Origin of the sequence: Sulfitobacter sp. HNIBRBA3233 (assembly GCF_040149665.1) — a bacterium.
Taxonomy (GTDB): Bacteria; Pseudomonadota; Alphaproteobacteria; order Rhodobacterales; family Rhodobacteraceae; genus Sulfitobacter; species Sulfitobacter marinivivus.
The window spans coordinates 172,465-196,813 of sequence record NZ_JBEFLP010000001.1 but is presented as its reverse complement, the minus strand read 5'-3'; the positions used below and the strand labels follow the sequence as shown (position 1 = coordinate 196,813).

Genomic DNA, 24,349 nt, shown 5'->3' with positions numbered 1-24,349 from the left:
TCAGGACAGCGGCGCGCCCCGGCACTCGACAGGAGTGTCACTGATGTCGCTGATGCGCTGCACCTCGAACGACGAGCGCGAGACCACCAGCAGCTGTCCGGCGTCGTTGAACGGCATCCAGCAATTGTCGGGATCGGTGAAATCCTCGTAGAGAAAGCACAACAGCGGCCCTCGGATCTCGATCCGGCCATAGGTGCAGCGCCCGTCCTCTCCGGCCCAGACCGACAGGTCGCGGCGCAGGAACTGCTCGACGCCGACCAGAGTGTCCGTCTCCAGCCCGCGAAAGCTCAGCGTGCGGCCCACGGCGATATCTAGGAACGCCTCGGGCGTGATCTGCTCCTGCGCGCGGGTGGCGGCGGGGAGCATCAGGACCGCCAGACAGAGGAAGGCGATGACGCGCCTCATCAGCAGCCCATCGCGCGGGCGAAGCTGGCGCGTCCCGTCTGCGGGCCGATGTCGCGCACCTCGGCTGAGGCGCCATCGAAGCGCACCGCGACAAGCCGCGACCAGTCCGCAGTGGCAAGGACCATCTCGGGCCGGTCCGCGCAGAGGCGCAGACCACCGGCGATGTCGCGTTCCCCTATGCGGTGATTGGTCAGCCCCGTCCGCGTTGCGATTTCGCGCAGGGTGCCATTCTCCATCCGCCAGACCCGCAGGGTTTTGGCCAGATGCGGCCGGTCGATATAGGCAAGCTCAATCCGGCCATCGCCGTCGAGGTCCGCAATGGCGACAGGCGCCAGCCAGCGGAAGCGCTGCCCGATGAAGGGGGTCGCGGCCAGCAGCCCGCCGCCGTTGTAGATCGCCAGCCGCGCGCCCAGCGACTGGTCGCTCTCCACGACCACCGCCTCGCGGCGGCCATCGCCGTCCACATCCGCCAGACGCGGGGCGACATCCTCGAACACACGCGTTTGCGGCAGGGTGATCGTCAGGCGGGCGGATCCGTAGTGAAGGGTCAGGCTGCCGTATTCGGTGTCATCACCGAGAACGCCGTGCGGATAGCGCTCCGTGGGCGCGCCGTACTCGGCGGCCTCGAGTGCGGCAGTCTGCCAGCCCTGCGCCAGCGCCGCGGCAGGCGCCGGCAACGCCAGCACCACACACAAAGCCAGCCCTCCGCGGCGCGCGGAACGGCGCTGCGGGTGCTGCGCCGGACGCCGCGGCCCCGCTGGCATCAGATCTGCTTTTCGGGCATTTGCACGCGCAGCCCGTCCAGTGCGTCACTGACCTTCAACTGGCAGGTCAGGCGCGAGCGCTCCGGATCCGGCTCATAGGCGAAATCCAGCATGTCTTCTTCCATGTCGTCCTTCGCCGGCAGCTTTTCCACCCACGCGGGGTCGACATAGACGTGGCAGGTCGAACAAGCGCAGGCGCCGCCGCAGTCGGCCTCGATGCCGGGAATGTTGTTGTCGCGCGCACCTTCCATGACCGTCAGCCCATTGGCCACGTCGACGACGTGTTCGGTTCCATTGTGCTCTACGTAGGTGATCTTGGCCATCTTGCGTGTCCCCTTGGTGTTTGTTGTCGCGCCCCTGTCTAGTCAAGCAGCCGCGCCCGCGCCAGTGCGTTTTTGCCGCGCCCCCAAGCGGCTCTGGGCAGCGCGGTGCAAACCGGCTAAGCTCGCTCCAAGAGCAGACCCGAGGGGCATTGGGCCATGAGACAGGCAATTCCTATTCCGCGCCCCGGGCGCAAGACTGCGGGCGCGTCCATCCTGGTCGCAGCACTTCTGGCGGCCAGCGGCTGCACCACCCCCACGGGACAATCCGTGTCGGAAAGCGGCGTAATACAGGGCAGCGGCCTTGCCCCGCCCGGCGCGCCGCGCGGCACCTGCTGGGGCAAGATCCCGACACCGGCCGTGGTCGAAACCGTCACCGAACAGGTTCTCGTCACCCCCGCCCGGATCAACCCCGATGGCACCATCGCAGCGCTGCCCGTCTACCGGCAGGAAAGCCGGCAGGAGATCGTGACACCGCGCACGGATCGATGGTTCGAAATCCCCTGCCCTCCGGCCTTCACGGTCGAATTCGTCTCGAGCCTTCAGCGCGCCCTTCAGGCCCGCGGACAATACGCCGGGCCGATCACCGGCAATATGGACAGTGCCACCCGCAAGGCGGTCTTCGCGGTACAATCCGCCGAGGGGCTGCCCGCCGATGTCCTGTCGATCGACACGGCCCGCGATCTGGGTCTCGTGGCGGTCCCGCGCAAGACCTGAGCGGCGGCGGCCCCCGGACCGCCCTCTCCACCGGCCAAAGCCCGAAGGCGCCCCGCCAGCGCGCAGCCCCGTGCGGCGTATTTCGGTTCAGCGAAACGAAGCCAGCGGGCGAAAAACCCGCAATGGATCATCGGCTTGGCGATCAGCCGGGAAGCCCGTCGATCGTCTCGATGGCGGCCAGGTCAGTGTCCCACTCGGCGCGACTGGCCCAGCAGATATGCGCGTCGGGACGTCTGTCGATCCCGCTCTCGAGCGATCCTGCCGGCACCACAAGCAAACCCTCCTCCGGCTGCGGCAGAGGCAGCGCGGAGCCGCAGTCGGCGCAAAAGCTCCTCATATGGCGCCCACCGGAGAGCCGGAACGTCTTCACGTTCTGCGCGCCCGACACCCAGGTGAGGCTGGCCGTCGACGAAAACAGGTTCGCCGAATGCGCCGACCCGCTGCCCTTGCGGCAGCGTGCGCAGTGGCACAGAAAAAAGCTCTCGAACTTTCCCGAGATGCGGAATTTCACAACCCCGCAAAGGCATTGTCCGGTGATAGGCTCGTCGTCCATTCAGGCTCCTTCCGACTGGCACAGACCCTGCTGCCGGTCGAATGCACTTTCCTGATCCCTTGTATCCGCCTGTTGGAGATGGGTCAAAACGGGCACGGAGCCGTCGTTGCACTTCGCACTTCAAAATCGCCCGCCGCAGCCCCGATGGCTCGGGGCTTGCGCGGCGGGCGCTCCTTCTTTTTCAGGTCGCGCGGGTGACCTTAGGCCATCGCCCGCGCGCCGCAGATCACTCCGCGTCGAGGGTCAGGGCCACGAAACGCGGATCTCCCGCGCGGCGGACCAGCAGCAGCAGCGACTTGCGCCCCGCTTCGCGCGCCGCATCGACCCGCGCGGTCAGATCGGCGATCGTGGTGATCTTCTCCTGACCCGCCTCGGTGATGATATCGCCCGCGCGCAGACCTTTCTCGAAGGCTTCGGAGCCTTCCTCGACTTCGGTCACGGCAAGTCCTTCGATCTCGTCCGTGGCGGCCAGTTCCTCGCGCAGCGCATCCGTCAGCGGCGTTACGGTCAGACCCAGCATCGAAGACATCTCGGGCTCCGCCGGTGTGTCAGGGGTCTCTTCCGCCTCCGGCGTATCCGCGTCGGCGTCCTCACGACGGCCAAGCGTCACGTCGAAGGTCTGGGTTTCGCCCTCGCGCAGAACCATCACGCGCACAGTCGCCCCCACGGGGCTGTTGCCCACCTGACGCACCAGCGCGCGGGTATCGGCAACCTCGACACCGTCGAACGACAGGATCACATCGCCGGTGGCAAGGCCCGCATCCTTTGCGGGACCATCGGGGACATCGGTGATCAGCGCACCGGTGGCGTCTTCCAGACCCATGGCATCCGCCACATCGTCGGTGACGTCCTGAATGCGCACGCCCAGCCAGCCGCGCCGGGTTTCACCGAACTCCTGCAACTGGTCGACCACGCGGGTGACCACATTGGCTGCCATGGAAAATCCGATCCCGATGGAGCCGCCGTTGGGCGACAGGATCGCGGTGTTCACGCCGATCACCTCGCCGTCCATGTTGAACAGCGGCCCGCCCGAGTTGCCGCGGTTGATCGCCGCATCGGTCTGGATGTAATCGTCGTAGGTGCCGCTGAGCGCACGGTTACGCGCCGAGACGATGCCCGCGGACACCGAAAACCCCTGTCCCAGCGGGTTACCCATGGCGATGACCCAGTCACCGACGCGGGCGTTGTCGCTGTCACCGAAGCTGACGAAGGGCAGCGGCGCGTCGGCCTCGACCTTCAGCAGGGCGATATCGGTGTTGGGGTCCGTGCCGATCACCTCGGCCTTGAGCTCTTCGCCGGAAAAGAATTCGACGGTGATCTCATCCGCACCTTCGATCACGTGGTTGTTGGTGACCACGTAGCCGTCTTCGGAAATGACGAATCCCGATCCCAGCGCCGAGGACCGGCGCGGCGCGGGCGCGCCGTCTTCGTTGCGGTCGCGGAATTCGCGGAAGAAATCCTCGAAAGGGGATCCTTCGGGCACGATCCCGCGCGGGCCTGTGCGCCCTTCGACAAGTGTCGAGGTGGTGATATTGACCACCGAGGGGCTGATCTTTTCGGCCAGCGGCGCGAGGCTTTCGGGTTTGGCGAGTGCCGCAGCCGATTGCAGCGCCACGATCGCAAGGGCGAGAAGCCCCAGCAAGGCGGCGCGCAGCGCGACAGGCAAGGTGGAATGAAGGGGTTTGGCGACCGCTTTGGGTTGCATGTGGTGTCTCCTGTTCGAACGCGTGGCGTGACGGTCTTCGGAACGATCCCGGCTTGGCTGTCAGAGTGCATGGTGCCCGCCGGTGCCTCAAGTACAAAACATGTAATCCGGGCGGTGGAAATTCAACTGCCGCTGACGCTGGCGTGATCTTGCCGTCGACGCGCGGGCGGATGCGCGAAGCGCTTTGGGGGCGACTGGGTGGCCCTGGCATGATAAAAGCGGACTGCGGTGCGTCCCGCCTTTCTTTTCCGGAGCCTGTCAGATGAATATTTCCCCCGCCCCCATCCAACGCCGAAATTCCGCCCAGAGCCATGTTCTGCGCCGCAGCCTGACGGCGGAGCAGCCCTCTATCGTCGGTGGCGAGGGGGCCTATCTGATCGACGCCGACGGCAACCGCTATCTCGATGCCTGCGGCGGGGCGGCGGTATCGTCGCTGGGCCATGACAATGCCGCCGTGCGAAAGGCGATCTGCGCGCAGGTCAACACCATGGCATATGCGCACACCGGTCTGTTCACCAACCCCTGGGCCGAAGAGCTGTCGGATTTTCTGGTCGCGCGGGCGCCCGAAGGGACCGGCGAGGGGCGCGTGATGTATCTGGGCTCGGGATCGGAGGCGATGGAGGCGGCGCTGAAACTGGCCCGCCAGTACCACGTCGAGCGGGGCGACACCGGCCGCGCCCACATCATTGCCCGTGCGCCCTCCTACCACGGCAATACGCTCGGGGCGCTGGCTGTCAGCGGCCATGCCGGTCGCCGCGCGCCCTTCGCGCCGCTGCTGATCGATGTGGAGCATATCGACGCAACCTACGGCTACCGGCTGCGCCATGCGGACGAAAGCGAGGAAGATTTCGGCCAGCGGATGGCGCAGCAGCTGGAGGACCGCGTTCAGGCGCTGGGGCCGGAAACTGTCTGTGCATTCGTGGCGGAACCGGTGGTCGGCGCGTCGCTGGGCACGCAACCCGCGCCAGCCGGATACTGGCGGCGCATCCGCGAGATCTGCGACACCCACGGTATCGTGCTGATCGCGGACGAGGTGATGTGCGGGATGGGCCGGACCGGCAGTCTTTTCGCGCTGGAGCAGGAAGGCGTGGCGGCGGATATTACGACGATGGCCAAGGGGCTCGGCGCGGGATACCAGCCGATTGCCGCCGTGATGGCCGCGCAGCGGATCTGTGACGGCATCCTTGCGGGGTCGGGCAAGCTCTGGAACGGGCATACCTACATGAGCCACGCCGTGGCCACCGCGGGCGCGATGGCGGTGATGCGCGAAATCGAGGACCGCGACCTGCTGGCAAACGTCCGCGCGCGCGGTGCCGAGCTGGAGCGCGCCCTGCGCGAGCGGCTGGGCGATCACCCCCATGTCGGCGATATCCGCGGGCGCGGCCTGTTCTGGACGACGGAGTTCGTGGCGGACCGCGAGACCAAGGCGCCTTTCGCGCCCGAGCGCAACATCGCGGGCGCGGTCCAGCAGGCCGCGATGGCGGCGGGCATGATCTGCTACCCGGCGCAGGGCTGCGCGGACGGAACCGCGGGCGACCACGCGCTGCTGGCCCCGTGTTTCACCTCGACCTCCGAGGAGATCGCGACGATCGTCGAAACGCTGGCCGGTGCGCTGGACAGCGCCATCCGCTAGGAGGCCTCATCGGCGCGCTCGGGCCCTGCGGGCCGCGCCCTCTTCGGCAGGGATCGCTTCGCCAAGCTGGCAAAGCAGAAAGGCCGGCCCGTCAGGGGCCGGCCTTTTTCGTTGTCATACCACCCGGAGCGGGGATCAGTTGTCGCTCTGCGTCCCGTTGGCGTCCGCCCGCGCTGCCGCCGCACGGTCGCGCGCTGCGGCGCGGTCTTCCTGACCGCTGACCACGGCGCCCTGATCGGAGCGCAGGTAGTTGAAGAACTCGCTGTCGGGCGACAGCACCATGGTGGAGTTGCTGCCTTTCAGGGATTGCTCGTAGGCCGCGAGAGAGCGGTAGAATTCAAAGAACTCGGGGTCTTTCGAATAGGCCTGCGCGAAGATCCGGTTGCGCTCGGCATCGGCCTCACCCTCGATGATGCGCGCGTCACGGCGCGCTTCCGACAGGATTTCCTCATAGGTCCGGTCGGCCAGCGCGCGCACCCGCTGCGCGGCCTCGCGGCCACGGGCGCGCTCGTCTGTCGCTTCGCGCTCACGCTCGGCGATCATCCGCTCCAGCGTCGCGTCGAAGTTCTGTTCCGGCAGGTTGGTCTGGCGCAGCCGCACATCCACAACCTCGAGACCCAGCGCATTCGCACGGATGTCGGACTGCTGGCGGATCTGGTCCATCAGCGCCGAGCGTTCGGGCGACAGGATGGTGTTCGATGTCACGCCCTGCGAACCCAGCACCGCACGGATCTGGGATTCCAGAATACCCGACAGGTCGTTCGTTGCACGGGTCAGACCGCCCGAGCCCACCGCCTGCCGGTACTGGACCACATCGTCGATGCGGAACAGAACGAAGGCGTCGATCTCGAGACGCCGGTCATCCGCCGGTGTCACCTCGATCACGGGGGTTTCGAGCGACAGGATACGGTCATCAAAACGCACCACCTCGTCGATCAGCGGAACTTTGACGCCGAGCCCTGGCTCAACGATCACCTGCTTGATCTGACCGAACCGCAGCACGAGGGCCTTTTCGCGCTCATCGACCACGAAGATGGACGACAGCACTGCCGCAACGGCAATCACGACGATGGGCAACAGGAAACTTGTCTTTTTCATCAGTTCGATCCTCCGCGGCGCAGTTCATTCAGCGGAAGGTAGGGAACGACACCCTGCCCGCCATTGGAACCGCCCATGTTGTTTTCAAGAATGATCTTGTCGACATCGCCGAAGACCTTTTCCATCGTCTCGAGATACAGACGCTTGCGCGTCACCTCTGGTGCTGCCGCGTATTCCTCCAGCACAGCCTCGAAGCGGCTTGCCTCACCGATCGCGCCGTTCACTTCGCGGGCGCGGTAACCTTCGGCCGCTTCCAGCAGACGCGCGCTTTCACCGCGTGCCTCGGCTGTTTTCTGGTTGGCGTAGGCATCGGCCTGACGCTCGAGACGGTCGCGCTCCTGCTCGGCGGCCTGCACATCGCGGAAGGCGTCAACCACCGAGACCTGCGTCGTGCCACCATTGGCATCGGTGACCGTGACAGTACGCTCTGGCGGGTCGACCTTGTTGACGTTCACACGCAGCACGTTGATGCCGGTTTCGCGGTTATCCAGCGTTGTCTGGATCAGCGTCTTCACGGTTTCCTCGACCAGACCACGGTCACGGTTGAGGATCGGCGCAAGCTCGGATTGGGCGATGACTTCGCGCATGGCGGATTCCGAGATCGCCCGGACGGACGCATCGGGATCGCGCAGCGAGAACTTGAAATGCTCCGCGTCCTTGATGTTCCAGACCACCTGGAAATCGATGTCGACGATGTTCTCGTCGGTTGTCAGCATCAGGCCGTCGTTCGTGTTACCGCCACGGCTGACACCCAGCGTTTCCGTCCGCTGTGTCGTCACGTCGAACACTTCGTGGGTGACGAAGGGCCAGGGGGCGAAATTCAGACCCTCGGTGCCGATGCCCGAGAAATCGCCGAGGAAGAGCTCGATCGACTGCTGTTCGGGCCGCACCGTGTAGGTCGAGGCGAAAAGCCACGCCGCCACAGCGACAAGCGCGCCGATGCCCACTGTTCCGCGTGTCAGAACAGGACCACCGCCACCGCCGGAGCCGCCGCCGGTTCCGTTGGTGCCGCGCCGACCGCCGCCGCCCATCAGGACGCGCAGCTGTTCCTGCCCCTTGCGGACCAGCTCGTCGATCTCGGGGATCGGGGGTTTGTCACCACCGCCGCCACCGCTCGGGGGCCGGTTGCCGCCCTGGTTTCCACCATTGCCGCCGCCGTTATTGCCACCAGAGTTTCCGCCTCCGCCCCAAGGACCGCCCGTATTGCCAGCCATAAATTCTCTTCCCTTTCACAGCGTCCGCCTTGCGCGACGCTTCCTTCGTTGGTTCCAACCTGTGTACTGAACGCCCGAAATCAAGATGTCCGTACAGGGTTGCGCATTGTGACCATTTCCTCGGCCATTGTAGGATGCACAGCGCAGGTCGCGTCAAATTGCTCCTTTGTTGCACCCATCTTGATTGCAATGCCCACCATCTGGATCATCTCGCCCGCCTGTGGTGCGACGATATGACAACCCAGCACCCTGCGGCTTTCGCGGGCCACGATCAGCTTCATCAGCACCCGGTCCTCGCGTCCGGCAAAGGCGGTCTGCATCGGCTTGAAGGTGGTGGCGTAGATCTCGAAATCGTCGCCGTCGGCCTCGCATTCTTCCTCGGTCTTGCCGACAGTGCCCATTTCGGGCTGGGTGAACACGGCCGAGGGGACCAATTCGTGGTCCACCGGCGTCGGATCAGAGCCGAAAACCGTGCTGGTGAAAGCCATGCCTTCGCGGATCGCCACGGGCGTCAGGTTCACCCGGTCGGTGACGTCGCCAATGGCGTAGATCGACGGCACGGCGGTCTGGCTGTATTCGTCCACTTCCACGGCACCGCCGCGCCCCAGCTTCACGCCTAGCTCCTCAAGTCCCAGACCGTCGGTATTCGGCTTGCGTCCGGTGGCAAAGAACACCTGGTCAAAGACGGTCTCCTGCCCCTGCGTTGATTTCACGCGGATGCCGCCGTCGGCCTGATCCATCTCGGCGATGATGGCGCCCGCGTGCATCGCGATGCCGCGTGCGCGCATCTGTTCGGCGATCAGCCCGCGGGCCTCGTCGTCAAAGCCCTGCAGGATCTGCGCCTTGCGGAAATACATCGTCACCTCGACACCCAGACCGTGCAGGATGCAGGCAAATTCGCAGGCGATGTATCCGCCGCCGACGATCAGCATCGACTTGGGCAACCGTTCGAGATTGAAGATATCGTCCGACACGATCCCCAGCTCGGCGTTTTCAAGGTCCGGTGGCCGCACCGGATGCCCGCCTGTGGCCACAAGAATGTGCTTGGCCGTCTTCTCTTCGCCCGAGGACAGCGCGACAGTATGCGCGTCTTTGACCGTGGCGCGGCAATCGAAGGTCTCGACGCCGGCGTTTTTCAGGAGATTGCGATAGATGCCTTCCAGCCGGTCCAGCTCGCCACGCATCTTCTTGGAGAACTTCGTCCAGTCGAACGGGCCGTCCTGCACATCCCAGCCATAGCTGGCCGCATCCCTGAAGGTATCGCGGTATTCCGACGCGAAGACCATCAGCTTCTTGGGCACACAGCCCCGGATGACACAGGTCCCGCCATAGCGGCTTTCCTCGGCAAGGGCCACTTTCGCACCGTACTCGCTGGCGGCTACGCGCGCCGCGCGCACGCCGCCGGACCCGCCGCCGATCACAAAGAGGTCGTAGTCGAAATCATCACTCATCAAGGGCCCTTTCAGTCACTTAAATCGGAAAACAGATTGTCGCTTTCAACGAAATCCAGCCGCTCTGTCGCGACAGTGCCTTCATTTATGTCCCGCACCTCGACCTTTCCATCCCCGTAGCCGATCACCACCGTGTCACAGATGTCGATGAAGAGCCCGTTTTCCACGATGCCGGGCATCTGGTTGAGCACCAGGGCCAGCTGTCGGGGGTTGCCGATCCGCTTGAGGTGCAGATCGAGGATATGGTTCCCCTCGTCGGTGACGAAGGGGCGGTCGCCGTTCATCCGCAGCGTGCTCGACCGGCCCAGCACATCCATCGAGATCAGCGTCTCCTCGGCCAGCGCCTGCGTGGTCTGCCAGCCGAAGGGGATCACCTCGACCGGCAGCGGGAAGGCGCCCAGATGCTCGACCTCCTTGCCGACATCGGCGATCACGACCATCTGGTCCGAAGCGGTCGCGACGATCTTTTCCTGCAACAGCGCACCACCGCCGCCCTTGATCAGGTTCAGATCCCCGTCGAATTCATCCGCCCCGTCGATGGTCAGGTCCAGCCATTTCGCCTCGTCGAGCGAGATCACCTCGATCCCCACCTCGCGCGCCAATTGCGCCGTGCGGCTCGATGTCGGGACGCCGCGGATTTTCAGACCGTCGTCGCGCACCATCTCGCCCAGACAGCGCACCAGCCACGCGGCGGTCGATCCGGTGCCAAGGCCGACGCGCATGCCGTCCTCCACAAATTGCGCCGCGCGCTTGGCGGCCACGAATTTCGCCTTGTCGATGGGCGACAGTTCTCCGGACATTGAGCTACTCCAAAGGTGCTTATTGCGCGCAGGTATAGGGCCAATCGCCCCGGTGTGCGAGGGGGGCGACGCGGTTTTTACCGCAGCCTTCTGACGCGGGGCGCAGGCGCGGGCGGGGGGATGACCGATTTGCGTGGCGCATGGTCGTATTCCGGCAAGGGCTACGCCCGCAAATGCCGTAGGTGCAGGGCATGACGTACCTGCTCCACTACGCGCCGGACAATGCCTCCCTGATCGTCCGGCTCGCGCTGGAGCATCTGGGCTGCCCCTACCACACATCGCTCGTCGACCGCCGCAGCGCCGCCCAGCGCGGCACGGCGTACCTTGCGCTCAACCCCGTGGGGCTGATCCCGACGCTGGAGACCCCGCAGGGGCCGCTGTTCGAGACGGGCGCGATCCTTCTGTGGCTGGGCGATACGCACGGCGGTCTCGGCCCCGGCCCGCAATCGCCCGCGCGCGCGGCCTATCTGAAATGGCTGTTCTACGTCTCCAACACCCTGCATCCCCTGCTGCGCATGATGTTCTATCCACAGAATTTCGTCGGCCCCGACAGCGCCTGTCACGCCCGCCTGCGCAGCGGCGTGCAGGAACAGGTGCAAACGGCGCTGGGACATCTCGACCGGTTGGCAGCCTCCGCGCCGGACTGGTTCGGGCACGTCCACGGCGCGCTTGATTTCTACGTGGCCTGCTGCCTGCGCTGGTGCGCGCTCTACCCCGCCGGGGTGTCGCGCGACTGGTTCGACCTGTCGCAGACCCCTGCCCTTCGCGCCATCTGCGCGGCACTCGAGGCGCGCGAGATAACCGCCGCCGTGCAGGCCGCCGAAGGCCTGGGCCCGACACCTTTCACCTCTCCCCGTTATCCCGATCCACCCGAAGGCAGTGCGCTCTGATGTTTCTATCCGTTTTCGAGATGTTCAAGGTCGGCATCGGCCCCTCGTCGTCCCATACCATGGGCCCGATGGTCGCGGCGGCGCGGTTTCTCGACGCGATGCGCGCGTCGCCGTTCAGGTTTTCGGGCCTGCGCGCGTCGCTGCACGGCAGCCTCGCCTTCACCGGCGTCGGCCACGCGACCGACCGCGCCACTATCCTCGGGCTGGCGGGGTTCACCCCCGACACCTATGACGCCGACCGCGCCGAGGAGATCCTGAAAAGGATCGAGGAGGCCCGAGTGATCGACGTCGACGGCACGCCGCTGCGTTTCGACCCGTCCACCGACATCATATTCGACTACGACACGAAACTGCCCGGTCATGCGAATGGCATGATGCTCATGGCGACCGATGCGCAGGGTGACGTGACCCTGCGCGAGGTCTACTATTCCATCGGGGGCGGTTTCGTGATGACCGAGGCGGAACTGGCCGCCGGCAAGGACACCGACGAAGGCGCGCCGGTTCCCTACCCGTTCAAATCCGCCGCCGAGATGCTCGAGATGTCCCGCGCATCCGGCAAGACCATCGCCGAGATGAAACGCGCCAACGAGGAATCGCGCGGCGGTGCGGAGAACCTGCGTGCGGGATCGAAACGGCTCTGGCAGGTGATGAACGACTGCATCCAGCGCGGGCTGGAAACCGATGGCATCCTGCCCGGCGGGCTTGGCGTCAAACGCCGCGCCAAGAAAATCCACGACGCGCTGCAGGCCGAACGCGGGATGAACCAGCAGGCCCCGCACACCATCAACGACTGGATGAGTGTCTACGCCATGGCCGTGAACGAGGAAAACGCCGCCGGCGGGCAGGTGGTGACCGCGCCCACCAACGGGGCGGCGGGTGTCATGCCGGCGGTCCTGCGCTACTACCTCGACCATGTGCCGGGCGCGTCCGAGAACCGGATCGAGGATTTCCTGCTCACCGCCGCCGCCATCGGCGGGCTGGTGAAATTCAACGCCTCGATCTCGGGGGCCGAGGCGGGCTGCCAGGCCGAGGTCGGCTCGGCTGCGGCGATGTCGGCGGCGGGGCTTTGTGCAGTCCTCGGCGGCACCCCCGAGCAGGTCGAGAACGCTGCCGAAATCGCGCTGGAGCATCACCTCGGCATGACCTGCGATCCGGTCAGGGGTCTGGTGCAGGTGCCCTGCATCGAGCGTAACGGGCTGGGCGCGATCAAGGCGGTCTCGGCGGCGTCACTGGCCCTGCGCGGCGACGGCACGCATCTGGTGCCGCTCGATGCCTGTATCGAAACCATGCGCCAGACCGGCGCCGACATGAGCGAGAAGTACAAGGAAACCTCGCTCGGGGGGCTTGCGGTCAACGTTCCGAACTGTTGACGCCCCGTCAGGCGGAACGCCCGCGGCCGCTTTGCCGTTGGGTCTCGTGAAGGCTGCGCACCGCGCGGCCCAATTTTCACGACCTACCGGAATCGGAGACACCATGAACATTCTTATGATCCTCACGTCCCACGAAGATCTTGGCAACACCGGCAAGAAGACCGGCTTCTGGCTCGAAGAATTCGCGGCCCCCTACTACAAGCTGAAAGACGCGGGCGCGCAGATTACACTGGCCTCTCCCAAGGGCGGCCAGCCCCCGCTGGACCCCAACTCGGACAGCGAGGATGCGCAGACGGACGCGACACGCCGCTTCAAGGACGATGCCGCCGCGAACGCGGCGCTGGCCAACACGCAAAAGCTGTCCGAGATCGACGCCGCAGGTTTCGACGCGGTGTTCTTCCCCGGCGGTCACGGTCCGCTGTGGGATCTGGCCGAGGACGCCGACAGCATCCGACTGATCGAGACTTTCGCAGCCTCCGACCGTCCCATCGGCGCGGTCTGTCACGCACCGGCGGTGTTCAAGCACCCCAAGGGCACGGACGGCAAGCCGCTGGTCAGCGGCAAGCGCGTCACCGGCTTTACCAACACCGAAGAAGAAGGCGTGGGCCTCACCGAGGTGGTGCCTTTCCTCGTCGAGGACATGCTGAAGGCGAACGGTGGCAACTATCAGAAGGGCGACGACTGGGCGAGCTTCGTGCTGACCGACGGCAAGCTGGTGACAGGCCAGAACCCCGCCTCTTCCGAGGAAGCCGCCGAGGCATTGCTGAAACTTCTCTGAGCACTTGCCAGAGATCACCTACGAAAGCCGGGCCCGCGCGCCCGGCTTTCTCATTTTCCGCCCCCCTCTTGTGGCTCAGATGGCGCGCTCCTAGTGTCGTCCGATGATAGCGGACAGACCCACCCTCGGCATCGCGCTGATGCTCGGATTTTGCATCCTCGCGCCGCTCGGCGACGCGATCGCGAAGCTTCTGGGCGATACCGTCCCGCTGGGGCAGCTTGTCCTGCTGCGCTTTGCCGTGCAATCGGCGCTGCTGCTGCCGCTGGTCTGGGCGAGCGCACGGCCGATACGCCTGCGGGGGCGCGTGTTGCGGCTGGCGTGGCAGCGCACGGTGCTGCACATCCTCGGCATCGGCGGTATGTTCACAGCCCTGCAATATCTGCCCCTCGCCGACGCCATCGCCATCGTTTTCGTCATGCCTTTCGTGATGCTGCTGCTTGGCCATTACGTTCTGGGCGAAGAGGTCGGCCTGCGCCGCGCCATCGCCTGCGCTGTCGGCTTCGCAGGGACGTTGATGGTGGTGCAGCCCAGCTTCATCGACGTGGGCTGGATCGCCTTTCTGCCGATGGCCGTTGCGGTGAACTTTGCGCTCTTCATGCTGACCACCCGCCAGATCGCCCGCGAAACCGACCCCATCGCCCTGCAAGCGCTCAGCGGGTTGATGGCCTGCGGACTGCTGGTGCCGATCCTGATTGTCGGCAGCCTGTTTGACATGCCCGCCCTGCGGCTCGCGCCGGTGCTGGGCGACTGGCCGCTGCTTTTCGCGCTGGGGGCTCTCGGCACTTTCGCCCACCTCATGATGACATGGTCGCTGCGCTTTGCGCCCAGTGCCACGCTGGCGCCGATGCAGTATCTGGAAATCCCGTTTGCCACGCTGATCGGCTGGTGGCTGTTTGCCGAACTGCCCGACCGGATCGCCGCCATCGGCATCGCGATCACCGTGGGCGCGGGCGTCTACGTCATCGCGCGCGAGCAGGCCATCGCGCGCCGCCTTGCAAGAAGCACGCCACCACCTGTCTGAGATACGCGCGCCCGAGGATCAGCACCATCCCCGGCCCGTCCATCGTCACCGTCACAGCCCCGCCCGTGGCGCGGTTCGAGGTTCCGATAAACTCACCGGGGGCGAACGCCAGACCGTCGATGGGCCAGTCGAGCCCCGTCGAGCGCCCCGTGCAGTGCACCAGCGGGAACAGCGATACCGCCGCCCCTTCGGGCAAGGACAATGTCACCGCAGGCGGCGCCAGCACGGCGATCTGCGTTCCGGCGATCAGGATACAGGGACGGTCGGGATGGGCCAGCAGCGTGTGATAGGCCGCAAGCTGGTGGTCGATGCGACCGCCACAAAACCCGACACCGATTGCCAGCGGGGTCTCGATATGGCGCAGGGCCTTGTCGAAATCCGTGGTTTGTTGTTCACTGAATAGATGTTGCCGGTCCTGCGGCATCCGGGCAAGCGCCTCCGGGGGGACGCTGTCCATATCGCCGATCACCGCGTCCGGCATCATGCCTGCGGCCAGCGCCCGCGACAGCCCGCCGTCAACCGCCACGATGGTCGGCGCCAGGGTTAACGCCTCGGCAATGTCTTCGGATGTACCTTCCCCCCCACCTACAAGCGTGATTGGATCGGAACTGTGAACAATAGCGTGGGACATGAGCTCTCTTTGCCGTTTTTGGGGACAGACCACAATATGGACACAAAAACACACCGTAGGCGGCTTTGTTTCGAGCCGCTAAAGACTTGACCATCATGGTAAACCGCTCAGTGCAAAGACGCAGAGGACGAGCATCCGATGATCAATAACAACAAGATTCTTACCGTTTCTTACGGCACATTTTCGTGCACCCTCGAAGGTTTCGATGATTCTTTCGGGACGATGAAAGCAATTGCCGAATATTTCCGTGATCTGGCAGCGGATGACCGCTACTTCGGCGCGGAACCGCCACAACCCGATGCTCAGATGCTGGCCCGTATCGCCCAGCGCGAAATATCGCGCCACGTCGAGGCGCGCAATGACGAAGGCCGGATCGTCCTGTCCGCGCAGCGTGATGACGATGCGCGGAGCGAGAGCGCCCGCGCGCCAGCCGCCGCGCCGGCCCTTCAGCACGATGCGCCCGCAGCCGTTCAGGACCGGGTGGAGCAGAACGCCACGGCGCTGGCCACGTCGGAGCCTGACGATGCCGGGGACCAGTACGAAGAGGTGCAGCCGGCTCCTGCGCCAGCTCCGGAAGCGGTCCAGGATGTGCCAGCCGATGCCGCCCCCGAAGCCGCAGCGGAACACCCCGCTTCCGCGCCCGAAATCGACGTGGCGGATGCGCAAGAGGCCGCAACCGACAACACCGAGGCAGATCAAGCCGCCCCCGCACCGGACGCCGATGCGGACGCCGACATCGTGCCTGACCTGCCCGACGACAAGGTCGAGGCTTTCTTCGCCGACGCGGACCTCGCAGAAGAGGCAGCAGACGATATCGCGGATGCGGCACCCGAAGATCAGGACGCCGAGGAAGACGCCCGCAGCGCCGCCACGATGGGCAGCATTGCAGAAAAGCTCAAGCGCATCCGTGCCGTGGTCTCCCGTCAGGAAAGCGACGAGGAAGCCGACGGCTACACCGAGGACGAGCACGCCGAGACACCCGGCGCCCAGTCTGCGACCGCCCGTGTCGAACCGACACCGGTTGAAGAGACAACAGCGCAATCGCGCGCCGACATCGTTTCCGCCACCGTGCGCGACATCGAGGATGCCTTTGACGCGGACGACATGGAATACGCCACCGACGAGGGGGACTCCGACAGCGAAGAGGACGATCTGGCCGCGCTGCTGGGACGTCTGGATGCGGATGCCGGTGACGAGGAAGAAGACGATGCCGGCCTTGCGGCAGCCGCCGATGATGCCGTCGACAGCGCCTACGAAGTCGACTTTTCCGACAGCATCCTCGCCAGCCTCGACGACGAAGAAGACGACGAGGAAGAGGACGACGACTTCGACGCGCGCGCAGAGGCCGAGGACGACGACGCGCTGGACGACGAGTACATCGCCGATGCCGACGTCGCGCAGGCCGACGCGCCCCAAGACGGGGACGACGACGACACGGACAATATCCTGTCGGCGCTGATGGAACACGACACCGATGACACCGCCTCCGACGAGGCCGAAAACCGGACCACGGGCGAGAATGTCTTCGAAGACGACACCGCCCCCGAGGCGCCCGCGGAACCTGCGGCGCAAGCGCCCCGCGCGCCGCGCACCCGTGTGCTCAAGGTCAAGCGCGCCACGCTGGAGGCCGCCATCGAGGCCGGCCAACTGGAGGAATACGACGACGAGGACGACACCGCCGAAGAGGTTGCCGAGGCGGCTGCACCCTCCGCCGCCCCGTCGCGTGAAGTGCTGCGCAAGGCACCGCTTGCCGACCGCTCGACGCTGAGCGACGAAGCCGAAGCCGAACTCGCCCGCGAACTGGCCGAGCTTGAAGCCGAAATCGGCGGTCCCGCGCAGGCGCAGCATCTCGCGTCACAGGATGCCGGGGATCACGATGCGCAATTCGACGATGCGGACGATTTTGCGGACAGCCGCGAGGAAGCGGCCGACGAAGAGGACGCATTCGGCGGCACAGCCGAACCGGCCGAAGATGACCTCAGCCGCCTGATGGACGAAGCCAAGAGCCAGATGAGCGAGCCCGAAAGCGCCACGCGCCGCGATGCCTTTGCCCACCTGCGCGCCGCGGTTGCCGCCAAAAAGGCGGACGAGGCCGTGGGCGCCGCGCCGTCGGAAGACAAGAGCGACGAGCCCTACCGCGACGATCTGGCCAATGTGGTGCGCCCGCGGCGTCCCGTTGCCGGGGCCCAGCGCTCCGAGCGCCCGCCAGAGCCGCGCCCGGCGCCGCTGAAGCTGGTTGCAGAACAGCGCATCGACGTCGACAAGCCGCGCCTGAGCGGCCCGGTGCGTCCGCGCCGCGTCGCAGCGGTGGTCGACAACACACCGACGGACACAGGCACCGACGCGGAAAGCTTCGAAAGCTTTGCCGAGGAAATGGGCGCGCAGGGTCTTTCCGAACTGCTCGAAGCGGCAGCCGCCTACCTGTCGTTCGTCGAAGGTCACCAGCAGTTCTCGCGCCCGCAGCTGATGTCCAAGGTGCGTCTGGTGGAGCAAGAGGAATTTACCCGCGAGGACGGCCTGCGGTCGTTCGGAAAACTGCTGCGCGAGGGCAAGATCGAGAAGATCAAGGGCGGCCGTTTCCAGGCCTCCGAACAGATCGGGTTCAAGCCGGACAACCGCGTGGCGGGCTGAGCGGTCTCGCCGGAACCGGCACAAAGGGCGCACCGATGGGTGCGCCCTTTTGCGTTTTCAGAACACCGCGCCGGACAGGCAGGCCGCAAGACCCGCGCGTCCGCTCTCGCGGTGTCAGCGGTCGTCCGGGGTTTGCGGCGCGTCGGGATCGGCCTGCCCGACCCCCTTGAAGATCGCCTTCATCGGGAAGGCCCAGATCACCCCCGACGCCACGTAGATCGCGACTTCGAGCGCGAAGGGCGGCCTGTCGAACTGCGCAATGATCCAGATGACCGCCACGATGTAGACCGGCAGGCCGACCAGCAGAACGAACAGCGACCAGCGGCGGCGGGCCTTGTAACTCAGAGCCATGATATTTCCTTTCGGTGCCTCTGCGTCAGAGATGTCGCAGATCGCAGCGCGATCAATTGCGACACCGCGTCGCCCGCGCTGCCGTCCGTCGGACGGGCTCAGTCCGCGAAGGGGTCGGTGACAAGGATCGTGTCTTCGCGCTCGGGCGAGGTCGACAGCAATGCCACCGGACATTCGATCAACTCCTCGACACGGCGCACGTATTTGATCGCCTCGGCGGGCAGATCGGCCCAGCTGCGCGCGCCTTCGGTCGATTCCGACCAGCCCGGCATTTCCTCGTAGACCGGCGTGCAGCGCGCCTGCTGGTCCGCTGCCGTCGGCAGATAGTCCAGCCGCTTGCCGTCGAGCTCGTAGCCCACGCAGATTTTCAGCGTCTCGAACCCGTCGAGCACGTCAAGCTTGGTCAGCGAGATGCCGTTCACCCCCGATGTCGCGCAGGTCTGGCGCACGAGGACCGCATCAAACCAGCCGCAGCGGCGCTTGCGTCCGGTGACGGTGCCGAACTCGTGCCCGCGTTCGCCCAGCCGCTGGCCGTCGGCATCGTGCAGCTCTGCGGGGAACGGGCCTTCGCCCACGCGGGTGGTATAGGCTTTCACGATGCCCAGCACGAAATCGATGGAGCCCGGTCCGATTCCGGTGCCGGTTGCCGCCTGCCCCGCGATCACGTTCGACGAGGTGACGAAGGGATAGGTGCCGAAATCGATGTCCAGAAGCGCACCCTGCGCCCCCTCGAACAGGATGCGTTTGCCCGCGCGGCGTTTTTCGTTGAGCACTTTCCACACCGGTGCGGCATATTCCAGAACCACGGGCGCGATGGCGCGCAGATCGGCCAGCAGCCTGTCGCGGTCCACGGGATCGAGGCCCAGACCCCGGCGCAGCGCGTCGTGATGTACCAGCGCGCGGTCCACGCGCATCTCGAGCGTGGCATCGTCGGCCAGATCGGCCACCCGCACGGACCGGCGCCCGACCTTGTCCTCATAGGCGGGGCCGATGCCACGGCCCGTGGTCCCGATCTTGGCAACGCTGTTTTGTGCTTCGCGCGCGCGGTCGAGCTCGCCGTGGATCGGCAGAATCAGCGGCGTGTTCTCGGCGATCATCAGCGTTTCGGGCGTGATGGTCACACCCTGCCCGCGCAGCTGCGCGATTTCCTTTTCCAGGTGCCACGGATCCAGCACAACGCCGTTGCCGATCACCGACAGCTTGCCGCCGCGCACGATGCCGCTGGGCAGCAGGCTCAGCTTGAACACCTCGCCGTCGATGACGAGAGTGTGGCCCGCGTTATGGCCGCCCTGAAAGCGGGCGATCACATCGGCCCGCTCGGACAGCCAGTCGACGATCTTGCCTTTTCCCTCGTCGCCCCACTGTGCGCCTACGACAACAACATTGGCCATGATGATCCTCTCAAAAAGACGGGGAGCGCCCGCGCGCGTTTTCAAACCCGCGCCCCTCATAGCGGCCCGGCGCCGCCGGGAAAACCGCAAAAGGTAGACTTTCGGCGATGGGGCGCGGATAGTCCCCGCCGAGGTACGGGAACGGAGGGGATCGATGGGCTTTCTACTGCGCTGGCTGGGGGCGTTTTTGCTGCTGGCGGCGACGTTCAACCCGACCGAGTACAATTATGTGCAGTGGGTGCGCAGCTACGGACACATGAACCTGTCCATCGCGGTGCTGATCGGGCTGATTCTGCTGGTCGGCTACATCATCTACCTGCGCGCCTCGCTGCGCAGCATCGGCATCCTCGGGATGATGCTGGTGGCGGCGCTCGTCGCCGCGCTGATCTGGGTGGCGGCGGATCTGGGCCTGATCAATCTCGACAATCCCAGCTTCAATCTGTGGCTCGGCCTTGTGGTGCTCAGCCTCGTACTCGCCATCGGGCTCAGCTGGTCGATCGTGCGGCGCACGCTGTCGGGTCAGGCGGATGTGGATGATGTCGACACCTGACCGGGACGGTGGGCGGGGCGCCTCGGCCCCTCAGGGGCCGACAGCGTCGTCCAGCGTCACCGGTGCGCCATGGGGCGTCGTCAGATAGGCGCGCTCCCAGGCGGCGCGCATCTCGGCCAGCGCTTGCGCTTCGGCCATGCCGCGCTCGGCCATCATGTGCTCCAGCGCCTCCAGCCACGCCGTGAAATAGTCGTCCCCGCCGTTCAGATCCCGTTCCAGCCCGTGGCGCTTCAGCGTCGCGCCGAACCGCGCGGCCCAGTCCGGCCAGCCGAAGTGCCCCGCTTCGTTCAGATGAACGGTCAGCGCGAACAGCTGCGCGTGCCAGGGCGCTTCGAAGACGGGCTCCGGCCGGTCGCTCATCGCGCAGGCTCCAGATAGCTCTGCCACAGGTCCAGCACCACCTCGTCGCCGGGATGCTCGGGATGCAGCCAGAGCTCGGAGGCCGCAAAGACCACGGCGTATAGCGGCTCGGGCGCGTCGCCCAGACCGTGGGCGCTGCTGTCGGGCAGCACATGGGTGCCGTGGTAGCGCAGGATGCGCCCCCGCGCGGCCGCGGCGTAGGCGGGCAGCCGCGTGTGCCCGCCCGCGACCATCACATTGCCGGCCCGCGCGCGCGTCTGCACCGCGTCGCCCGCGGCAAAGGCAGGTGCCACCGCGCTGTCGCGGTCGGCAGGGCCCCCTTTGGCCAGCACGCCCGCCACCTGATCGGAAGTGAGCTTGCGTTCGGCCAGATCGCTGATCGCACCGGCATCCGCACCGGCAAGCTCTTCACGGGTCAGCACACCGGTATTGACCAGCAGGTCGGCAAGCCCGCCAAGCCATTTCTCGTAATAGCCGAAGGCGGTATAATCCTTCGGGGCCAGACATTCGCGCGCGTGGCGCGATACATCGATGTTCCATTTTCCCAGACTGCCCGCCGCCAGGGTCAGCGCCAGCGCCCGTGCGTGCCAGTCCTCGTGAAAGACCGGGTCCCCTTCGCCTTCGGGCCGCACCGCGCCGTCACCGAAACGCCCGCCCATATCGTGCACACGGCTCACGCGGGCGCCGCCCCGGCCAGCGCCGTGCCGATCATGCTGTCGCGGCTGACCAGCCCGGCCAGCGCCTCTTCGTCCAGATCTTCCGTCCCCGCAGGGCGCATCGGCAGCACAAGATACCGCACCTCTGCCGTCGAATCCCACACCCTTACGGATGTGTCCTCGGGCAGGTGCACGCCGAAATCCGCCAGCACCGCGCGCGGCTCGCGCACGGCGCGGGCACGGTAGGCATCAGATTTGTACCACCCCGGCGGGATCCCCAGCAGCGGCCACGGATAGCAGCTGCACAGCGTGCAGACGACCATGTTGTGACGCTCAGGCGTGTTTTCGACCACCACTAGATGCTCCCCCTGCCGACCGTAGTAGCCCAGATCGGCAACCGCCTGCGTGGCATCGTCACGCAGGGCCTGCGCGAAACCGGGATCGCTCCACGCCTTGGCCACCACGCGCGCGCCGTTGCGCGGGCCGATGCGGTTCTCGTAGGTGTCGATGATCTCGTCGAGGGCGGCGGGGTCGATCAGACCCTTGGCCGTCAGGACAGTCTCCAGCGCCTTGACCCGCAAGGCGGGATCGGACGGGAGCAACGAATGCGGGTGATCATGGTCGTGATCGTGGTCATGGCTGTCATGGGGCATGGCGCCAACCTGCCGCGAATTCCGGGCGCTGTCCACTGCTTCCGACACCGTCTCGTGTTCCTCCCTTGCTCCTGCGGGCAAACTTGCCTAGATACCCCCAAAGCCGAATAGACACCCCGAAAGACAAGAGCAGCCGTACCGCCATGGAAAACGTCGTCCTGATCATCCACCTCCTCCTCGCGCTTGGCCTTATCGGGGTCGTGCTTCTGCAACGCTCCGAGGGTGGTGGCCTGGGCATCGGCGGCGGTGGCGGCGGCACGTCGGGCCGCGCGCCTGCCACCCCGATGAGCAAGCTGACGTGGCTTTTGGGAGCGGCCTTCGTGGTCACCTCGATCACGCTGACCATCGTATCGGCGCAGCGCTCGGCGGGCGTATCGGTCATCGACCGGCTGACACAATCGCCCCCCGCGTTGAACCAGATCGACGACGACGGCCCCGCGGCGCCGGATCTCGATAACCTGCTGCCTCCGGCCCAGGGCGACGATGCACCGTTGGTTCCCACGGTCGACTGACAACAATAAACTCAACTGATTGAGGCGGATGGCCCGCGCGCAACATCATGTTGCGTCCGCCGCCTTGCCTTGGCCTTGCGAATCCTGATAGGCTTAAGTCCCGTGATGGTGCGTTTGCAGCACCCCTCCGGGCGGTCGATCAGGCCCCGGAAAAACAACGAGCAGACGCATGATGCGCACGGGAGTTCCTGACTGATGGCACGCTATATTTTCATCACCGGCGGTGTGGTTTCCTCATTGGGCAAGGGGCTCGCCTCCGCGGCGCTCGGGGCCTTGCTGCAAGCCCGCGGGTTCAGCGTGCGCCTGCGCAAACTCGATCCCTACCTCAATGTCGATCCCGGCACGATGAGCCCGTTCGAGCACGGCGAGGTCTTTGTCACCGATGACGGTGCGGAAACCGATCTCGATCTGGGTCACTACGAACGCTTTACCGGTGTGCCCGCGCGCAAGACCGATTCCGTCTCATCCGGCCGGATCTATTCGAACGTTCTCGAAAAGGAACGGCGCGGCGACTATCTGGGCAAGACCATACAGGTCGTCCCGCACGTCACCAACGAAATCAAGGACTTCCTGCACATCGGCGATGACGAGGTCGATTTCATGCTCTGCGAGATCGGCGGCACCGTCGGGGACATCGAGGGCCTGCCGTTCTTCGAGGCGATCCGCCAGTTCTCCCACGACAAGCCGCGCGGCCAGTGCATCTTCATGCACCTGACCCTGCTGCCCTATCTGGCCGCCTCAGGCGAGCTCAAGACCAAGCCGACGCAACACTCGGTCAAGGAACTGCAAAGCATCGGCATCGCGCCCGACATCCTCGTGTGCCGCTCGGAACAGCCGATCCCCGAAAAGGAACGCGAGAAGATCGCGCTCTTTTGTAACGTTCGCAAGGAAGCGGTGGTCGCCGCCTACGACCTGTCGACGATCTATGACGCGCCGCTGGCCTACCACGCGCAGGGGCTTGATCAGGCCGTGCTCGACGCCTTCGATATCTCCCCCGCCCCGCGCCCCGACCTGACGGTCTGGAACGATGTGTCCGACCGCATCCACAACCCAGAAGGCGAAGTGCGCGTGGCCATCGTCGGCAAGTACACCCAGCTCGAGGATGCCTATAAATCCATCGCCGAGGCGCTGACCCACGGCGGCATGGCGAACCGCGTCAAGGTCAAGGTGGAATGGGTCGACGCCGAGATTTTCGATACCGAGGCTGCGGCACCGCACCTCGAAGGGTTCCACGCGATCCTCGTGCCCGGCGGGTTCGGCGAGCGCGGCACCGAGGGCAAGATCAAGGCCGCCCAATATGCCCGCGAGCACAAGGTGCCCTATCTGGGCATCTGTCTGGGCATGCAGATGGCGGTGATCGAGGCGGCGCGCAACGTCGCGGGCCTGACGGCGGCGGGATCCGAGGAGTTCGACCACGAGGCCGGCAAGAAACGCTTCGAACCCGTGGTCTACCACCTAAAGGAATGGGTGCAGGGAAATCACAAGGTCGAACGCAAGGTCGGCGACGACAAGGGCGGCACCATGCGTCTGGGCGCCTATGACGCCTCGCTCAAGGAAGGGTCGCGGGTGGCCGAAGTCTACGGCACGACCGCCATCGACGAACGCCACCGCCACCGCTACGAGGTCGACATCGCCTACCGCAAGCAGCTTGAGGAAGCGGGGCTGTGTTTCTCGGGCATGTCACCGGACGGCAAGCTGCCCGAAATCGTCGAATGGTCGGATCACCCGTGGTTCATCGGTGTGCAGTTCCACCCCGAATTGAAATCGAAACCCTTCGATCCGCATCCGCTGTTCAAGGATTTCGTGCGCGCGGCCAAGGAAATGTCGCGGCTGGTCTGATCCCGCGCGGCCCGCAGGCCGCCGCCCCATCCAGCGTGCAGGAAGGTTGCGCGCAG

The 24,349-nt window shown here is 65.8% G+C and carries 25 protein-coding genes; 10 read left to right on the top strand and 15 right to left on the bottom strand.

Going from position 1 to position 24,349, the window contains the following annotated elements; translation table 11 throughout:
* From ABMC89_RS00995 to ABMC89_RS00985, 3 genes are read right to left on the bottom strand one after another with little or no spacing between them, the layout of a single operon-like run.
* Positions 1-405, bottom strand: coding sequence for a hypothetical protein (locus tag ABMC89_RS00995; RefSeq protein WP_349564275.1), 405 nt, complete (start codon positions 403-405; stop codon positions 1-3).
* Entirely contained in the window at positions 405-1,169 is a 765-nt protein-coding gene (locus tag ABMC89_RS00990; RefSeq protein ID WP_349564273.1) for an FG-GAP repeat domain-containing protein, read from the bottom strand. Before ABMC89_RS00990 ends, ABMC89_RS00995 begins: the two co-directional genes overlap by 1 nt.
* The gene (locus ABMC89_RS00985) at positions 1,169-1,492 is read right to left on the bottom strand and encodes a 2Fe-2S iron-sulfur cluster-binding protein (protein ID WP_349564271.1); all 324 of its coding nucleotides are present in this window, start codon (positions 1,490-1,492) and stop codon (positions 1,169-1,171) included. Before ABMC89_RS00985 ends, ABMC89_RS00990 begins: the two co-directional genes overlap by 1 nt.
* A 156-nt stretch (positions 1,493-1,648) precedes the next feature.
* Between ABMC89_RS00985 and ABMC89_RS00980 the strand changes: the two genes are divergently transcribed.
* A complete protein-coding gene (locus ABMC89_RS00980; RefSeq protein WP_349564269.1) occupies positions 1,649-2,206 on the top strand; it encodes a peptidoglycan-binding domain-containing protein in 558 nt (185 codons plus the stop codon).
* 142 nt (positions 2,207-2,348) lie between these two features.
* Here ABMC89_RS00980 and ABMC89_RS00975 read toward each other — a convergent pair whose 3' ends face one another.
* Both ABMC89_RS00975 and ABMC89_RS00970 read right to left on the bottom strand, forming a co-directional pair.
* Positions 2,349-2,759 (bottom strand): GFA family protein, encoded by a 411-nt coding sequence (locus ABMC89_RS00975; RefSeq protein ID WP_349564267.1) that lies wholly within the window; start codon positions 2,757-2,759, stop codon positions 2,349-2,351.
* A gap of 226 nt (positions 2,760-2,985) precedes the next feature.
* Positions 2,986-4,464, bottom strand: a complete 1,479-nt coding sequence (locus ABMC89_RS00970; RefSeq protein WP_349564265.1) for a DegQ family serine endoprotease — start codon at positions 4,462-4,464, stop codon at positions 2,986-2,988.
* A 262-nt stretch (positions 4,465-4,726) separates the two neighbouring features.
* Here ABMC89_RS00970 and ABMC89_RS00965 point away from each other — a divergent pair, with 262 nt between their 5' ends.
* Positions 4,727-6,097: an aspartate aminotransferase family protein gene (locus tag ABMC89_RS00965; protein WP_349564263.1), complete on the top strand. Its 1,371-nt coding sequence runs from the start codon at positions 4,727-4,729 to the stop codon at positions 6,095-6,097.
* Between the two features lie 135 nt (positions 6,098-6,232).
* Here ABMC89_RS00965 and hflC read toward each other — a convergent pair whose 3' ends face one another.
* From hflC to rpiA, 4 genes are all read right to left on the bottom strand, one after another.
* Positions 6,233-7,195, bottom strand: a complete 963-nt coding sequence (gene hflC / locus ABMC89_RS00960) for a protease modulator HflC (RefSeq protein ID WP_349564261.1) — start codon at positions 7,193-7,195, stop codon at positions 6,233-6,235.
* A complete protein-coding gene (gene hflK, locus ABMC89_RS00955) occupies positions 7,195-8,409 on the bottom strand; it encodes an FtsH protease activity modulator HflK (RefSeq protein ID WP_349564259.1) in 1,215 nt (404 codons plus the stop codon). Before hflK ends, hflC begins: the two co-directional genes overlap by 1 nt.
* Positions 8,410-8,489: 80 nt before the next feature.
* Positions 8,490-9,860 (bottom strand): glutathione-disulfide reductase, encoded by a 1,371-nt coding sequence (gene gor, locus ABMC89_RS00950; RefSeq protein ID WP_349564257.1) that lies wholly within the window; start codon positions 9,858-9,860, stop codon positions 8,490-8,492.
* 11 nt (positions 9,861-9,871) lie between these two features.
* Positions 9,872-10,660: a ribose-5-phosphate isomerase RpiA gene (gene rpiA / locus ABMC89_RS00945; RefSeq protein WP_349564255.1), complete on the bottom strand. Its 789-nt coding sequence runs from the start codon at positions 10,658-10,660 to the stop codon at positions 9,872-9,874.
* A 191-nt stretch (positions 10,661-10,851) separates the two neighbouring features.
* Between rpiA and ABMC89_RS00940 the strand changes: the two genes are divergently transcribed.
* From ABMC89_RS00940 to ABMC89_RS00925, 4 genes are all read left to right on the top strand, one after another.
* Positions 10,852-11,550 carry a glutathione S-transferase family protein gene (locus ABMC89_RS00940; RefSeq protein WP_349564253.1) on the top strand — a complete coding sequence of 233 codons (699 nt, stop codon included), beginning with the start codon at positions 10,852-10,854 and terminating at the stop codon, positions 11,548-11,550.
* Positions 11,550-12,920 (top strand): L-serine ammonia-lyase, encoded by a 1,371-nt coding sequence (locus tag ABMC89_RS00935; RefSeq protein ID WP_349564251.1) that lies wholly within the window; start codon positions 11,550-11,552, stop codon positions 12,918-12,920. Before ABMC89_RS00940 ends, ABMC89_RS00935 begins: the two co-directional genes overlap by 1 nt.
* Positions 12,921-13,023: 103 nt before the next feature.
* Positions 13,024-13,698, top strand: coding sequence for a type 1 glutamine amidotransferase domain-containing protein (locus ABMC89_RS00930; protein ID WP_349564249.1), 675 nt, complete (start codon positions 13,024-13,026; stop codon positions 13,696-13,698).
* Positions 13,699-13,801: 103 nt separating this feature from the next.
* Positions 13,802-14,719 (top strand): DMT family transporter, encoded by a 918-nt coding sequence (locus ABMC89_RS00925; protein ID WP_349564247.1) that lies wholly within the window; start codon positions 13,802-13,804, stop codon positions 14,717-14,719.
* Here the strand turns inward: ABMC89_RS00925 and ABMC89_RS00920 are convergent.
* Positions 14,658-15,350 (bottom strand): thiamine diphosphokinase, encoded by a 693-nt coding sequence (locus tag ABMC89_RS00920; RefSeq protein WP_349564245.1) that lies wholly within the window; start codon positions 15,348-15,350, stop codon positions 14,658-14,660. The two genes, ABMC89_RS00925 and ABMC89_RS00920, sit on opposite strands and share 62 nt — an antisense overlap.
* Positions 15,351-15,488: 138 nt before the next feature.
* Here ABMC89_RS00920 and ABMC89_RS00915 point away from each other — a divergent pair, with 138 nt between their 5' ends.
* Positions 15,489-17,981 (top strand): chemotaxis protein CheA, encoded by a 2,493-nt coding sequence (locus ABMC89_RS00915; RefSeq protein ID WP_349564243.1) that lies wholly within the window; start codon positions 15,489-15,491, stop codon positions 17,979-17,981.
* Positions 17,982-18,095: 114 nt separating this feature from the next.
* Here ABMC89_RS00915 and ABMC89_RS00910 read toward each other — a convergent pair whose 3' ends face one another.
* A complete protein-coding gene (locus tag ABMC89_RS00910) occupies positions 18,096-18,332 on the bottom strand; it encodes a DUF2842 domain-containing protein (RefSeq protein ID WP_349564241.1) in 237 nt (78 codons plus the stop codon).
* A 98-nt stretch (positions 18,333-18,430) separates the two neighbouring features.
* On the bottom strand, positions 18,431-19,723 hold the full coding sequence (locus ABMC89_RS00905; protein WP_349564239.1) for an adenylosuccinate synthase: 1,293 nt from the start codon (positions 19,721-19,723) through the stop codon (positions 18,431-18,433).
* Between the two features lie 154 nt (positions 19,724-19,877).
* On the opposite strand from ABMC89_RS00905, the gene ABMC89_RS00900 reads away from it, so the two are divergent.
* On the top strand, positions 19,878-20,273 hold the full coding sequence (locus tag ABMC89_RS00900; protein ID WP_349564237.1) for a DUF6524 family protein: 396 nt from the start codon (positions 19,878-19,880) through the stop codon (positions 20,271-20,273).
* A 30-nt stretch (positions 20,274-20,303) separates the two neighbouring features.
* On the opposite strand, the gene ABMC89_RS00895 is transcribed toward ABMC89_RS00900, so the two are convergent.
* From ABMC89_RS00895 to nthA, 3 genes are read right to left on the bottom strand one after another with little or no spacing between them, the layout of a single operon-like run.
* Positions 20,304-20,633, bottom strand: coding sequence for a nitrile hydratase accessory protein (locus ABMC89_RS00895; protein WP_349564235.1), 330 nt, complete (start codon positions 20,631-20,633; stop codon positions 20,304-20,306).
* Positions 20,630-21,310 (bottom strand): nitrile hydratase subunit beta, encoded by a 681-nt coding sequence (gene nthB / locus ABMC89_RS00890; protein ID WP_349564233.1) that lies wholly within the window; start codon positions 21,308-21,310, stop codon positions 20,630-20,632. Before nthB ends, ABMC89_RS00895 begins: the two co-directional genes overlap by 4 nt.
* Entirely contained in the window at positions 21,307-21,942 is a 636-nt protein-coding gene (nthA, locus tag ABMC89_RS00885) for a nitrile hydratase subunit alpha (RefSeq protein WP_349564231.1), read from the bottom strand. Before nthA ends, nthB begins: the two co-directional genes overlap by 4 nt.
* Positions 21,943-22,085: 143 nt before the next feature.
* On the opposite strand from nthA, the gene secG reads away from it, so the two are divergent.
* Entirely contained in the window at positions 22,086-22,454 is a 369-nt protein-coding gene (gene secG / locus ABMC89_RS00880; protein WP_349564229.1) for a preprotein translocase subunit SecG, read from the top strand.
* A 195-nt stretch (positions 22,455-22,649) separates the two neighbouring features.
* Positions 22,650-24,293: a CTP synthase gene (pyrG, locus tag ABMC89_RS00875; protein ID WP_349564227.1), complete on the top strand. Its 1,644-nt coding sequence runs from the start codon at positions 22,650-22,652 to the stop codon at positions 24,291-24,293.
* The last annotated feature ends 56 nt before the right edge of the window (positions 24,294-24,349 follow it).

Excerpts from the sequence above, each read along its gene's own strand:
- ABMC89_RS00920 (WP_349564245.1), bottom strand. The coding sequence starts at position 15,350 with ATGTCCCACGCTATTGTTCACAGTTCCGATCCAATCACGCTTGTAGGT.
- gor (WP_349564257.1), bottom strand. The coding sequence starts at position 9,860 with ATGAGTGATGATTTCGACTACGACCTCTTTGTGATCGGCGGCGGGTCC.
- ABMC89_RS00970 (WP_349564265.1), bottom strand. The coding sequence starts at position 4,464 with ATGCAACCCAAAGCGGTCGCCAAACCCCTTCATTCCACCTTGCCTGTC.
- ABMC89_RS00995 (WP_349564275.1), bottom strand. The coding sequence starts at position 405 with ATGAGGCGCGTCATCGCCTTCCTCTGTCTGGCGGTCCTGATGCTCCCC.
- ABMC89_RS00965 (WP_349564263.1), top strand. The coding sequence starts at position 4,727 with ATGAATATTTCCCCCGCCCCCATCCAACGCCGAAATTCCGCCCAGAGC.
- ABMC89_RS00990 (WP_349564273.1), bottom strand. The coding sequence starts at position 1,169 with ATGCCAGCGGGGCCGCGGCGTCCGGCGCAGCACCCGCAGCGCCGTTCC.
- hflK (WP_349564259.1), bottom strand. The coding sequence starts at position 8,409 with ATGGCTGGCAATACGGGCGGTCCTTGGGGCGGAGGCGGAAACTCTGGT.
- ABMC89_RS00940 (WP_349564253.1), top strand. The coding sequence starts at position 10,852 with ATGACGTACCTGCTCCACTACGCGCCGGACAATGCCTCCCTGATCGTC.
- ABMC89_RS00980 (WP_349564269.1), top strand. The coding sequence starts at position 1,649 with ATGAGACAGGCAATTCCTATTCCGCGCCCCGGGCGCAAGACTGCGGGC.
- rpiA (WP_349564255.1), bottom strand. The coding sequence starts at position 10,660 with ATGTCCGGAGAACTGTCGCCCATCGACAAGGCGAAATTCGTGGCCGCC.
- ABMC89_RS00935 (WP_349564251.1), top strand. The coding sequence starts at position 11,550 with ATGTTTCTATCCGTTTTCGAGATGTTCAAGGTCGGCATCGGCCCCTCG.
- ABMC89_RS00925 (WP_349564247.1), top strand. The coding sequence starts at position 13,802 with ATGATAGCGGACAGACCCACCCTCGGCATCGCGCTGATGCTCGGATTT.
- pyrG (WP_349564227.1), top strand. The coding sequence starts at position 22,650 with ATGGCACGCTATATTTTCATCACCGGCGGTGTGGTTTCCTCATTGGGC.
- ABMC89_RS00895 (WP_349564235.1), bottom strand. The coding sequence starts at position 20,633 with ATGAGCGACCGGCCGGAGCCCGTCTTCGAAGCGCCCTGGCACGCGCAG.
- nthA (WP_349564231.1), bottom strand. The coding sequence starts at position 21,942 with ATGCCCCATGACAGCCATGACCACGATCACGACCATGATCACCCGCAT.
- ABMC89_RS00900 (WP_349564237.1), top strand. The coding sequence starts at position 19,878 with ATGGGCTTTCTACTGCGCTGGCTGGGGGCGTTTTTGCTGCTGGCGGCG.
- ABMC89_RS00985 (WP_349564271.1), bottom strand. The coding sequence starts at position 1,492 with ATGGCCAAGATCACCTACGTAGAGCACAATGGAACCGAACACGTCGTC.
- ABMC89_RS00930 (WP_349564249.1), top strand. The coding sequence starts at position 13,024 with ATGAACATTCTTATGATCCTCACGTCCCACGAAGATCTTGGCAACACC.
- ABMC89_RS00975 (WP_349564267.1), bottom strand. The coding sequence starts at position 2,759 with ATGGACGACGAGCCTATCACCGGACAATGCCTTTGCGGGGTTGTGAAA.
- hflC (WP_349564261.1), bottom strand. The coding sequence starts at position 7,195 with ATGAAAAAGACAAGTTTCCTGTTGCCCATCGTCGTGATTGCCGTTGCG.
- ABMC89_RS00915 (WP_349564243.1), top strand. The coding sequence starts at position 15,489 with ATGATCAATAACAACAAGATTCTTACCGTTTCTTACGGCACATTTTCG.
- secG (WP_349564229.1), top strand. The coding sequence starts at position 22,086 with ATGGAAAACGTCGTCCTGATCATCCACCTCCTCCTCGCGCTTGGCCTT.
- ABMC89_RS00905 (WP_349564239.1), bottom strand. The coding sequence starts at position 19,723 with ATGGCCAATGTTGTTGTCGTAGGCGCACAGTGGGGCGACGAGGGAAAA.
- ABMC89_RS00910 (WP_349564241.1), bottom strand. The coding sequence starts at position 18,332 with ATGGCTCTGAGTTACAAGGCCCGCCGCCGCTGGTCGCTGTTCGTTCTG.